Origin of the sequence: Chitinophaga filiformis, from assembly GCF_900102545.1 — a bacterium.
GTDB lineage: Bacteria > Bacteroidota > Bacteroidia > Chitinophagales > Chitinophagaceae > Chitinophaga > Chitinophaga filiformis.
The window spans coordinates 717,828-730,895 of the sequence record NZ_FNBN01000003.1 but is presented as its reverse complement, the minus strand read 5'-3'; the positions used below and the strand labels follow the sequence as shown (position 1 = coordinate 730,895).

Sequence of the window (13,068 nt, the reverse complement as noted above, 5' to 3'; positions counted from 1 at the left end):
TCCACATGCCTACAATTTATATTGATAACAAACCCTTCGATGTAAAAGCAGGTAAGAATCTGCTGGAAGCCTGTTTGAGCCTCGGAATTGATCTGCCCTACTTCTGCTGGCATCCCGCCATGGGCAGTGTTGGCGCCTGCCGCCAATGTGCAATAAAGGTCTTTAAAGATGAAGAAGACACCCGTGGTCGTCTGGTCATGAGTTGTATGGAAGGTGTAAAAGACGGAATGCGTATTTCTGTCGAAGATGAAACAGCGAAGACTTTCCGTTCACAGGTCGTGGCATGGCTCATGACCAATCACCCGCATGACTGTCCCGTATGCGATGAAGGCGGCTGCTGCCATCTTCAGGATATGACGGTAATGTCAGGCCACAACTACCGGCACTATCATTTCAAAAAGCGCACCTATCCCAATCAATACCTGGGTCCTCTCATCAATCATGAAATGAACCGCTGCATCCAGTGTTACCGCTGCGTGCGTTTTTACCACGATTATGCAGGAGGAAAAGACCTCAATGTGTTCGCCGCGCATAATCATGTTTATTTCGGCAGAGAAAAAGACGGTGTACTGGAAAGTCCCTTCAGTGGCAACCTGGTGGAAGTATGCCCTACAGGTGTATTTACAGATAAGACTTTAAAAGAACATTATACCCGCAAATGGGATCTCACCAATGCACCTTCCGTTTGCCAGCATTGCAGTCTTGGCTGTAATACCATTGCCGGCGAGCGTTACGGACAGCTACGCAATGTTGTAAACAGGTATAACCATGAAGTGAACGGCTATTTTCTGTGCGACAAAGGACGTTTCGGATATGAATTTGTCAACAGCGAAAACCGTATCACACAGCCACTCATCCGCAATCAGGCAATAGAGGCCGCAGGACATGACACGGTACTGCAATACATGCGTACATTGGTAAGCGGACATACCCTGATCGGCATCGGCTCCCCAAGAGCGTCTCTTGAGAGTAACTATGCCCTCATGGAACTGGTAGGTAAAGAAAACTTTTATCAGGGTGTACCAGACGACCTGGTATATGTTGAACAGAAGATAGTGGACATCTTGCAGGCAGGTTGTATACACACGCCTTCCCTGCACGAGATTGAACAGGCAGATGCTGTGCTGGTACTAGGTGAAGACATCTGGAATACGGCTCCTATTATGGCGCTGGCGGTACGGCAGTCGGTCATGAAGACAGCTGCCACACATACTACTGAACAACTACCCATTCCCACCTGGCATGATGCGGCTATCAAAGAACTGGTGCAGGACGACAAAGGATTCCTGGCCAACGTGACCATGCTTCCTTCACCGCTTGACGAGATATCCTCCGCTACCATGAAGGCCGCGCCGGATGATATGGCAAGACTGGGTTTTGCCATTGCCCATATACTTAATCCTTCACTACCTGAGGTTCCCCATGCAGGCGAAGAGCTCCTTGCCAAAGCTGCTGACATCAGTAAAGCCCTGCAGGAAGCTAAACATCCTGTGATCATTGCGGGCACCTCCTGCTGGAACAATGCGCTGATCAGGGCTGCATTTGATATTGCTGCGGCGCTTCACATCAATGAAAAGAAAGCAGGGCTGGCATTTGTTATGCAGGACTGTAACAGCATGGGGCTCGCTATGATGCGTGCGTCGTCTTTCGACAGGGCAGTCGCCAATATACAACGCGCTGCAAACAATGTTACCGCTATCATCCTGGAAAACGATCTTTACCGTAGTATTCCAGCGGCCAAGGTAGACGCCTTCTTCAGCAAGTGTAAACATATCGTCGTTCTCGACACCTTACACAACCGCACAACAGAGAAAGCGCATGTACTGATTCCCGCTGCTACATTCGCCGAGGCTGATGGTACTTTCGTAAATAATGAAGCCCGTGCACAACGCAGTAGCCAGGTGTTCATGCCGGCAAACAGTGAGATCAGGGAAAGCTTCAAATGGCTCGCTGACGTCAAAGCATTGCTGAATACTGTCTCCAATGGCCATGCAAAACATATGGAAGATCTGTTGGTGGCATTGGAAAATAAGTACCCGCAATTTGCAGGTGTATCCCGGGTAGCGCCGCCACACGACTTCCGTATACATGGCGCCCGTATTCCCCGCGAATCACACCGCTATAGCGGTCGTACAGCTATGCTGGCCAACATGACGGTAAGCGAGCCTAAACCGCTACAGGACGACGACTCATCGCTGTCATATACAATGGAAGGATACAGGGGGTTGCCGCCTTCTCCCCTTATCCCTTTCTTCTGGGCGCCCGGATGGAACTCCGGCCAGTCTGTAACCAAGTACCAGGAAGAAGCTGGTGGTGCATTGAAAGGAGGAGATCCCGGCGTCAGACTATTTGAACAGACCACGACACCGCCTGTATTCTCCAAAGACATTCCCGATGCATTTACGCCCCGTGTTGGCAAATGGATGCTGCTACCACAGTATCATCTCTTTGGTTCCGGCGAATTAAGCGTATACACAAAAGGAATTGCTTCACAATCTCCCGAGCCTTATGTCTCATTATCCAAACGCGATGCGGAACAGGCCCAGTTAAAGAACGGGGATACTGTCAGCGTAAAAAGCGATGGAAAAACATACGCACTCCCGCTTTCTATCAATGAATCATTACCTGACGGCATTATGCTGGTGCCTGCAGGACTGACAGGTATGGAAGCACTCAGCTGGGGTGCATGGATCAACCACTCAACTGTAACTGTATGACTGTAATGCAACACATATGGATCGTATTAGGCGTACTCTTTGTATTCCTGAATATCGCTGCGGGGCTCATCTGGGTAGAACGCAGACTACTGGCTTTGTGGCAGGACAGGTTAGGCCCTAATCGTGCAGGTCCGCTCGGACTGTTCATTGTACTGGCCGATACGCTGAAGCTCTTCTTTAAAGAAGACTGGATCCCTCCTTTTGCAGATAAATGGGTATTCATCCTCGCTCCTGCTATCGTCGTGGCCAGTGTGTTGATGGGGCTTGCCATCATACCTTTTGCACCAGGCATCGTGGTAGCCGATCTGAATGTTGGCCTGATGTTCTTCCTTGCTATGTCGTCATTGGGTGTGTATAGCATCGTGCTGGGCGGATGGGCTTCCAACAATAAATATTCGCTGCTCGGTGCATTGCGTGGCGCTTCACAGATGATCGCCTATGAGGTGTTCATGGGGCTTTCCCTGATGGGAGTTGTGATGCTGAGTAAGTCGTTCAACCTGGGAGACATTGTTGCTGCACAGAAGGACATGTGGTTTATTGTGACACAACCTGTCGGCTTCGTTATATTCTTTATCGCCGGCCTCGCTGAAACACATCGCCTACCTTTTGATATACCGGAAGCAGAGAGTGAACTGATAGCGGGATTCCACTCGGAATACTCAGGAATGAAATTCGGTATGTTCTTTATCGGCGAGTACCTGGGCATTTCATTGATCTCTGCGATGACGGTCACCTTGTTTTTCGGTGGATGGCTGGGACCAGCGTTCCTGCCTCCGGTGGTATGGTTCTTCCTGAAAACATTTTTCTTCATTGGCATTTTCATCCTGATGCGCGCTTCATTGCCACGCCCCAGGTATGATCAGCTGATGGGGTACGGTTGGAAACTGCTGTTGCCGCTGGTATTACTCAATTTGCTGGTTACCGGTGCAATTGCACTCTGGCTGAAATCTTAAATGACGTAACATAAAACTTATAATAATGATTAGTCATCTGCGTACAATGTGGTTGGTCTTCCGGCACCTCTTCATGAAAAAGGCCACAATACAATATCCGGAAGAAAAGGTGCCGCTGTATCCACGATGGAGAGGACGTATCGTGCTCACAAAAGATCCTGATGGCGGTGAACGCTGTGTAGGTTGTTATCTGTGTGCTGCTGCATGCCCGGTGGATTGTATCGCCCTGCAGGCAACAGAAAATGAAGAGGGTCGCAGATACCCCGAATTCTTCCGCATTAATTTTTCCCGTTGCATCTTCTGCGGATACTGTGAAGAAGCATGTCCTACGTATGCCATCCAGCTCATCCCTGACTTTGAAATGGCGGAATACAAACGCCAGGACCTGGTGTATGAAAAGGAAGACCTGCTGATCAACAGCGAAGGGAAATATCCCGGTTATAACTTCTATAACGTGGCGGGTCTCGATGCAGGTGTGAAGGAAAAAGGCAAGGGGAAAGATGAAGAAACCCCGGTAGATATCAAAAGCTTATTACCCTGAAAATATAAGGATATGTCTCTGGTCTTCTATATATCGTCATTCATTGCAATCCTGTCTACTATCATGGTGATCACGCGGTATCAGCCCATCCACGCGCTGTTGTACCTGGTAGTGTCTTTCCTGGCGCTCGCGGTAACATTCCTTTCGCTGGGAGCACCCTTTGCAGCAGCATTGCAGGTGATCGTTTACGCAGGCGCTATTGTGGTGCTTTTCATCTTTGTGGTGATGATGCTGAACCTTGGTAAGCAGACCGCCCAACAGGAAAAGGAATGGCTGCAATTGCGGGCATGGCTTGGCCCCTCAATACTCTCGCTGGTGTTGCTGGCAGAGATGGCAGTACTGTTGTTGCAGGACGATCCTACAGGTATGCCTGCTGCGGTAGTCACACCGAAACAGGTATCCTTATCGCTGTACGGGGAATATATCATTGCGGTAGAGCTGGTAGGATTCCTGCTGATGACGGGCATCGTAGGGGCCGCACATATCGGTAAACACAAGAAAAAGAGCCTGCACAGGTTCCTTCAAACATATCCAAACCTGAACTGATGTCAACGCTTCACGCACATACAGTCTTAATAGTCGCCGCTATCCTGTTTGTATTGGGACTGGCAGGCGTACTCACAAGGAAGAACATCATCTTCATGTTGCTCTCTATTGAGATCATGCTCAATGCCGCCGGACTGGCCTTTGTAGCAGCAGGATCCAGGTGGCAGCAGCCTGACGGACAAGTGATGTACCTGTTCATCCTGGCCATGGCAGCAGCAGAAGTATCTGTTGCACTGGCGCTGGTATTACAGATCCAGCATCAGCATAAGACGCTGGATGTTGAAGAACTCAAAGAACTAAAAGATTAAGTTTTATATGCAACACTACCTGTATCTGATACCTGCCCTGCCCTTGTTGGGTTTCCTGGTGTTATCAATGGCGGGGAAACGGCTGTCCCGCAACCTCATTGCAGGTATCGGGGCCGGCAGTATCTGCGTGTCCGCACTCATTGCGCTTATTACCAGTGCCAGTTTTCTGCAATCCCCACCGGCAACGGGCGCCTACAGGCAGGTATTATGGCATTGGTTTGTGACAGGCCACTTATCAGCAGATGTCAGTCTGCGTATGGACGCATTGTCGCTTGTCTTCATCTGCATCATTACATTCATAGGAGCCCTGATCCATATTTACTCTATTGCTTTCATGCGTGAGGACAGGGACTATGCCCGCTTCTTTGCCAGCATGAACCTCTTCGTCTGCGCTATGCTGACATTGGTAATGGCCGACAACCTGGTATTGATGTACCTCGGTTGGGAAGGCGTGGGGTTATGTAGTTACCTGCTCATCGGCTTCTGGTATGAAACACCCGCCAATTACCGGGCGGCGAATAAAGCCTTTGTAATCACCCGTATCGGTGATACTGCTATGATAATCGGTCTCTTTCTGCTTTTCAAAGAACTGGGTACGCTATATATCCCTGATATACTGGCAAAGGCGCCCCAGCAATTCAGCAGTGGTGCTCACACCATTACACTGATCGCGTTATTACTACTCTCGGGAGGAATAGGCAAATCCGCACAACTCCCACTCCAGACATGGTTGCCCGATGCAATGGCGGGTCCTTCGCCTGTTAGCGCATTGATCCATGCGGCTACCATGGTCACAGCAGGTGTTTATCTCATCGCAAGGATGCATACCTTGTTTGAACTCTCCCCTATTGCCATGCAGGTTACAGCTATCATAGGAGCGGTCACACTGTTCATTGCAGGTTGCAGTGCCATGGTGCAGACAGATATTAAGAGGATACTCGCCTATTCTACCATCAGCCAGATCGGGTATATGTTCCTGGCGTTGGGTGTAGGCGCCTGGAGCGCTGCCATCTTTCACTTTTTCACACATGCCTTCTTTAAAGCCCTCTTATTCCTTGCCGCAGGTGCGGTTATTGAAACGCTGCACCATGAACACGACATCTTTAAAATGGGGGGACTTAGAAAGAAAATGCCTGTCATCTTTTATACGTTTACAATAGGCGCAGCAGCATTAGCCGCATTGCCACTGGTGACTGCAGGATTCTTTAGTAAAGATCAGATCCTCTGGTATGCCTGGAGTGCCAATGGCGGCCATCCTGTACTCTGGGCATTAGCATTGATGGGTGCGTTCATCACTGCATTCTATTCCACAAGGCTGATACTGGTCGTTTTCTGGGGAGAGATGAAAACAACACCGGGGCATCTTCCGGGCAACGCAATGACCATTCCATTGGTCATACTGGCGTTCTTCTCAGTAGCCGTTGGATGGATAGAATGGCCGCACAATATTATGCACGTTTCCCTTTTCTCTGAGTTGGTACAACAGGCCTTACCTACCACAATCATGAAGGGTGACCTGCCGCATGAAATAGTGTTTCAGTTCATCGCCGTAGTAGTATCCCTGCTCGGCATCTATACCGGCTATGTCTTGTACTACGGACAAAGCGAACTGCTCATGCGCTGGAAGCAATCTGATGGCCTGATGAACGTACGGCATTTCCTGTACAAAGGCTGGAAATTCGACCAGCTTTATGATATGTTGCTGGTAAGACCTTTCATGTTCATTACCGGCATTAATAAATCTGATGTATCCGATAAACTATACACTGCCATCGCTAATGCGAATCTCTATCTCAACAGGATCTTTTCTGTATCCCAGAATGGTTCCCTGCGATGGTATGTAACGGGTGTGCTGATAGGTATCCTGTTTATCATCACCTTACAATTACTGTTATGATACTGATATGGATGATATGCATATTACTGGCAGGAGGCATCGTAAGCTGGCTGGTGGCACGAACCTCGCCCTTGCTGGCAAAGTGGATTGCCCTGCTTGCCGTTACGGTTGATCTACTGATCACATGCTGGCTCTTTAGCGTCTACCAGGCCTTCCCGGATAATACTTCCTGGTATATCAATCACCAGGCAAACTGGATACCGGCATTAGGTATCAGCTTCCATGTAGCCATGGATGGGTTCAGCCATGTACTGCTGCTCCTTACCTTTTTCCTCGGCATCCTGGCCGTACTCTGTTCATGGAAGGAGATTAAGGAAAAAACGGGGTTCTATTTCTTTAACCTCTTATGGACGCTGGCAGGTATCAGTGGGGTATTCGTTGCCATGGATATGATACTGTTTTATTTCTGTTGGGAAATAATGCTGATACCCATGTATTTCCTCATCATCTTGTGGGGGGATGCCCGCCGCCGGTATGCAGGTTATAAGTTTTTCATTTTTACACAGGTAGGCAGTTTGCTGATGCTGTTGTCTATACTGGCTTTATACTTCATTCACGGCGACCAGACAGGCAAATATACTTTCGACTATTTCAGCCTGCTGCATACCACGATGGTTCCGGGCGTAGCGAAATGGATTATGCTCGGATTCCTCATTGCATTTGCCATTAAACTGCCCGTAGTACCTTTCCATAACTGGCTGCCGGATGCACATGGAGAAGCGCCTACAGCAGGTAGTCTTGTACTGGCCGGTTTATTACTGAAGACAGGTGCTTACGGTATCATCCGTTTTGTACTACCACTCTTCCCGGAAAGTGCTGTAGACATCGCACCCATTATGATACTGTTCGGCGTAGCAGGCATTATCTACGGCGCGCTGCTGGCCTTTTCGCAAACTGATCTCAAACGCCTGATCGCATATACTTCTGTGAGTCATATGGGTTTTGTGCTGGTAGGTGTTTTCTCCTTCAATAATATCGCCATGCAGGGAGTCGTGATGCAGATCCTGACACATGGTCTCAGTACAGGCGCTCTCTTCGTCATGGCAGGCATGCTGAAGGAAAGACTGCATACCAGAGACATAGATCGTATGGGAGGCATGTGGACATCTATGTCAGGTATGGGAGGCATTGCGATACTGTTTACCATGGCATCTGCCGGCCTGCCGGCACTTGGCAACTTTATTGCTGAATTCTTTGTGCTACTGGGAGCATTTGTGAATTATCCGGTATTCAGCATCATTGCCACATTGGGTCTGATCCTCTCAGCGATATATTCCCTGCGTATGCTGCAGAAAGTCTTCATGGGCCAACAGCACTTTACAGAGCCTGTAAAAGACATCAGTGCCAGGGAACTGGTTATTATGGCCGCGCTGAGCATCAGTATAGTGGCCCTGGGACTATTCCCGCAACCTGTTATCAATACCGTGCAACATTTATCTACTATTCATCCGTTACTCCATGAATGAGCTACAACTTTCAGCCCTGCTTCCTTTCATTGTGCTGGCAATGGCATCCGTCGTTGTTATATTGCTGATCGCTTTCCGCTTAAGCCATACTGTTATTCAGGTGGTAGGCTTCCTGATGATGTGCCTGGTTGTCTTTGCCACCTGGTATGTCAGGGATACACTGCCACAAGAGATACCACCACTTTTTATCGTAGATGGGCAGGCAGCAGTATTCACGGGTCTGATCATTTTCTCGGTGCTGGTAATCGGGCTGTTTTCATATATCTATTTTGAAGAACGGGAAGAGAACCCGAAAGAATATTATATACTCCTTTTCCTTGCCACGCTGGGAGCCGCGATACTGACCATCAGCCAGCATTTCATCTCTCTGTTCATCGGACTCGAATTACTGAGTGTAAGCCTGTATGCATTGATTGCTTACCTGCGCAACAGGAACAATGCAGTGGAAGCAGGCATGAAGTATCTTGTACTGGCAGCGCTTTCTTCCGCCTTCCTGCTGTTTGGGATGGCACTCATCTACATGGAAACAGGTAGTATGAAATTCTCCGGTATTGCGGAGCAATTGAAAACAGTAGGATCAACGCCTTTATTCCTGATGGGACTGGGTACTATTATCGTCGCTATCGGCTTTAAACTGGCCCTGGTGCCATTCCATCTGTGGGCGGCAGATGTTTATCAGGGGTCCCCTTCTCCTGTTACTGCATTCATTGCCACCATTTCCAAGATAGGCACCTTTGCCATGTTACTCCGTTTTGCACAGAGCATTCATCTGCAGCAGTATCCGTTAGCTGTCACTATCTTCTCTGTTATTGCTATTGCCTCTATGGTAACGGGCAATATACTGGCGCTGCAACAACGTAATCTGAAACGCCTGCTGGCCTATTCATCTATTGCGCATTTCGGCTATCTGCTCGTGGCATTCCTTCCGGGCAACGATGCCGGGACTGAAGCCGCTATTTTTTACCTGGCGGCTTATTCTATTACCTTATTATCCGCCTTTGGGGTGATTATCCTCCTATCTTCCAGGCAACATGAAGCGGAAGAGCTGCATACATATGATGGCCTGATATGGAAAAGGCCTATCATCGCCACTGTACTGGCTATCTCGTTGCTGTCTCTTGCAGGCATTCCACTGACAGCCGGTTTTCTGGCGAAGTTCTTTGTACTGTCTACCGGTGTACACCAGGCTGTCTGGTTACCATTGATAGTGCTGGTACTGAGCAGTGTGATCGGGTTGTATTACTATCTGCGTGTCATTAATTCCCTGTTCTCTACAACTGTATCTGCCGAGGCGATACCTAAGCCGGTACATCCGTTCTTCCATATATCTACTTATATCACGCTGGTGATCATGGCTGGGCTGATATGCTGGCTGGGGATATTCCCGAGTGTTACGTTGCAGGGCATACGCACGTTCCTGATGCTACATTAGATCATATAACACACATGAATCTGACAGTTTGAGGTCACAAGTTGTGACCTCAAAAAAGCAATCCCCACTATATACCTGATGTAACTATCTCATTGTAGATATCGGTAAACTCCTTCCCCTTATGCAACTGCCAGACACCTAACTAACGCACTGGTTTTCAATCCACTTCCATCGCGGATTATACACGATCCACGATGGAAGAACCTTTATTGAATAGCAGCGTTCCAGACAAGTTCTTTAGATAGATATATATTTTATAATTTTATCCCTCTAAAGATCCCTTCCTATGAAGAATGATTTCACAAAAGAAGAGTGGGATACGTGTATTAAGGTATTGCAGGTGTTATCCCGGGATCCTGATAAATCACTGGACACCCTGAGCCTGAAAGGGTTGGTAACCAAACTCTATAAGCGGGCCAAAAAAGATAACAAACAACAGGCTGCTGAAGCAATACTGGACACGCCTGTCGTATCAACACATCTCCTGTCGTTAAAAAAGGTACAAAAGTTATCCCGGCGACAAAGCTTACTGAAACAATACGATAAGCAGGTAGTACTGGCACGCACCACCATGCATCGCAAATACGAGTTACCTGATTCGGAGCATGTACCCGATATCAACGAGCCGCTGGAACTTAATAAATACCAGCGATGCTATATCTGCAAAACACCGTACAAGCAGGTGCATTTCTTTTATCATATGCTCTGCCCTACCTGTGCTGATACCAATTATACCCGTAGAAATCAGCAGGCCAACCTGGAAGGCAGAATTGCACTGATCACCGGAGGACGGATAAAAATAGGCTATCTCACTGCCTTGCGTATGTTACGGGATGGCGCCAAAGTATGGGTAACTACCCGCTTTGCAAAAGACTGTGCCATGCGGTTTAGCCAGGAAGCAGACTTCTCCGCCTGGAGCCATCGGCTGAAAATAGTAGCCCTGGATCTGCGTAACCTGTCTCAGTTAAATAGCTTTATACAATACCTGCAAACACAGGAAAAGCACCTGGACATCCTCATAAATAATGCCGCCCAAACTATCAAACGACCGGTAGCCTTTTACCGGCACCTGTTTGAATTTGAAGAAAGCAATGTGGATATGCTGCCGGAAGCCGTAAGACAATGCCTCGCTTTCTCAACGCCTTTTCAGTTCCTGACTGGCAATTATGAACAACAGCTACTGCCACATGAAACAGCAACAGCGTTTCCGGAAAACCGCTATGATAAGGACAGGCAGCAGGTGGACCTGAGAACAAGCAATAGCTGGAGCACACTCCTCCAGGACATACATCCCGGAGAGATGCTGGAAACGCAGCTGGTGAATGTCACAGCACCTTTCATGCTTAATAGTCAGCTGAAAGAGATGATGAAACAATCTCCCTTTGAAAGGCGATTTATCATCAACGTTTCAGCCATGGAAGGACAATTTAACCGTGACTCCAAAACGCCGTTCCACCCTCATACAAACATGGCCAAAGCGGCCCTGAATATGATGACCAGAACATCTGCACAGGAGTACGCGCAGGACCAGATATTCATGAACAGCGTGGATACCGGCTGGATCACCCAGGAGAATCCCCATCCTAAAAAAGAACGCCTGTATGAAGAAGAAAGCTTCGTACCTCCGCTGGATGAAACAGACGGTATGGCAAGGATATATGATCCCATAGCGAGAGGTATATCCTTACCTGAACTGCCATTGTTCGGCCATTTTCTCAAAGACTATCTGCCACACGCGTGGTAACCCAACACTAATAACTATAAAAACAAGAGATCCATTTATATGCAGACAGCACAGGTAATTTGTCCGGTTGATAACGTAGTGACTACCTTCCCCTTCTCCAGACAGGAGCTGCAACCAGTTATTGACTCTCTGTCAGGCAATGAGCCGCTGCCGGCTACAGACAAGGCTTTCCCCGTTGGCACCGTTACGGCAGACGGCCGCCTGGATATGTGTAAACAGAAACTAGGTGTGGAAGGTATTGAACTGGTGACAGCCGCATTAAAGACCAATACGGTCATAAAACATATACTACTGGGGACTAATGCCTTTGGTGATCCCGGGGCTATGGCAGTAGCAGATTTGCTGAAGACAAACAGTACTATTGAAACCGTCTACCTGGGCTGCAATTATATTGAACATACAGGCAGTAAAGCTATCTGCGAAGCATTGGAAGAAAACCAAAGTGTAAAAAGCATCTGGTTCAAAAGGAACCCGATCGGTGGAGAAAGTGTAGCATCACTTATGCAGCTGTTGTCAAAAAATAAACACATCCGCACGCTTGATCTTGTCAATACCTGCGTAGGTGAAGAATTACATACACTACTGCAATTCCTTGCAGAGAATGACACCATAGAAAGGCTCTATCTCAGCGGAAACTACCTGACTACCAGCACCATGAAACATGTAAATGATATGCTGCTCCGCAACAGCCATATGAAGTCCCTGTACCTGAGTGTAAACAACATTGGCGATGAAGGTGTGGCTGCACTGGCGCCGGCATTAAGCAGCAATACCACCTTGCAGGACCTGAGCCTGGCTAGTTGCGGTATTGCCGATAAAGGCATGCAACGCCTGTTTACTGCGCTGAAAACGAATAAAAGCATCAAAAGCCTTGATCTTGGTTATGCCCCCTCTACACGGGCTTTAGGAGCTAAGGCCAATCAATTGGCCCCTGCATCAGCAGAACTGCTGACTGAATATGTTACGGAACAGACGCAGCTAGAAAACATTGATCTTACAAGGACCAATCTTCCGGAAGAAAATAAAGTGATATTGAAAAAAGAAATGGAAAGAAGAGGGGTAAATACGATCAAAATGGATGGCTTTCCGGAAAGACCGGCTTATCACATACACCCTGATAGCAAAGCTATAAAAAGTGTCTATAGATAAGTTGAGGAGGAGCGGGGCTCGAACCGAACGCATTTTCAGTTTTGCAAACTGATATTTTTCCAGTTAAATTACCCTCCATGAAGTGTAATGGCGACGATAAGCCTCGAACTTATATCTCCTGCCTGGCAAGCGGGCGTTCTTCCACGTTAAACTACCCCGCCATTACGGGCGCAAATATATAATAATTCAGCTATTTAAATTATTTCCATTAATAATATCATAGCCTATAGATTTCATCTATGGGCTATGATATTATCTTATCCCTGGCCATTTTCCAGCTGGTTTCTCTAATATTGGGCCTGATTTAAACCAGCC

The 13,068-nt window shown here is 47.9% G+C and carries 10 protein-coding genes and 1 tRNA gene; 10 read left to right on the top strand and 1 reads right to left on the bottom strand.

The annotated features are described in order from the left end of the window. Window positions 1-5 precede the first annotated feature (5 nt). From nuoG to BLR32_RS15120, 10 genes are all read left to right on the top strand, one after another. Window positions 6-2,717 (top strand): NADH-quinone oxidoreductase subunit NuoG, encoded by a 2,712-nt coding sequence (gene nuoG / locus BLR32_RS15165; protein ID WP_089833199.1) that lies wholly within the window; start codon window positions 6-8, stop codon window positions 2,715-2,717. Beyond that, window positions 2,714-3,670 (top strand): NADH-quinone oxidoreductase subunit NuoH, encoded by a 957-nt coding sequence (gene nuoH, locus BLR32_RS15160; protein ID WP_089833198.1) that lies wholly within the window; start codon window positions 2,714-2,716, stop codon window positions 3,668-3,670. Before nuoG ends, nuoH begins: the two co-directional genes overlap by 4 nt. Before the next feature lie 25 nt (window positions 3,671-3,695). Next, on the top strand, window positions 3,696-4,211 hold the full coding sequence (nuoI, locus tag BLR32_RS15155) for an NADH-quinone oxidoreductase subunit NuoI (RefSeq protein WP_089833196.1): 516 nt from the start codon (window positions 3,696-3,698) through the stop codon (window positions 4,209-4,211). Window positions 4,212-4,223: 12 nt separating this feature from the next. Beyond that, on the top strand, window positions 4,224-4,757 hold the full coding sequence (gene nuoJ, locus BLR32_RS15150) for an NADH-quinone oxidoreductase subunit J (protein WP_089833194.1): 534 nt from the start codon (window positions 4,224-4,226) through the stop codon (window positions 4,755-4,757). After that, window positions 4,757-5,065, top strand: a complete 309-nt coding sequence (gene nuoK / locus BLR32_RS15145) for an NADH-quinone oxidoreductase subunit NuoK (RefSeq protein ID WP_089833192.1) — start codon at window positions 4,757-4,759, stop codon at window positions 5,063-5,065. The genes nuoJ and nuoK overlap by 1 nt, the downstream gene beginning before the upstream one ends. Window positions 5,066-5,072: 7 nt before the next feature. Beyond that, complete coding sequence (gene nuoL / locus BLR32_RS15140) at window positions 5,073-6,962, top strand: NADH-quinone oxidoreductase subunit L (protein WP_089833190.1); 1,890 nt, start codon at window positions 5,073-5,075, stop codon at window positions 6,960-6,962. Further along, a complete protein-coding gene (locus tag BLR32_RS15135; RefSeq protein WP_089833188.1) occupies window positions 6,959-8,428 on the top strand; it encodes a complex I subunit 4 family protein in 1,470 nt (489 codons plus the stop codon). The genes nuoL and BLR32_RS15135 overlap by 4 nt, the downstream gene beginning before the upstream one ends. Then, on the top strand, window positions 8,421-9,860 hold the full coding sequence (locus BLR32_RS15130) for an NADH-quinone oxidoreductase subunit N (RefSeq protein ID WP_089833186.1): 1,440 nt from the start codon (window positions 8,421-8,423) through the stop codon (window positions 9,858-9,860). Before BLR32_RS15135 ends, BLR32_RS15130 begins: the two co-directional genes overlap by 8 nt. 286 nt (window positions 9,861-10,146) lie before the next feature. Continuing rightward, window positions 10,147-11,604 (top strand): SDR family NAD(P)-dependent oxidoreductase, encoded by a 1,458-nt coding sequence (locus BLR32_RS15125; RefSeq protein ID WP_089833184.1) that lies wholly within the window; start codon window positions 10,147-10,149, stop codon window positions 11,602-11,604. A gap of 39 nt (window positions 11,605-11,643) precedes the next feature. Further along, entirely contained in the window at window positions 11,644-12,753 is a 1,110-nt protein-coding gene (locus tag BLR32_RS15120) for a leucine-rich repeat domain-containing protein (protein ID WP_089833182.1), read from the top strand. Between the two features lie 3 nt (window positions 12,754-12,756). Here BLR32_RS15120 and BLR32_RS34030 read toward each other — a convergent pair. Beyond that, window positions 12,757-12,830: transfer RNA gene (locus BLR32_RS34030), tRNA-Cys, on the bottom strand. Window positions 12,831-13,068: the final 238 nt, after the last annotated feature.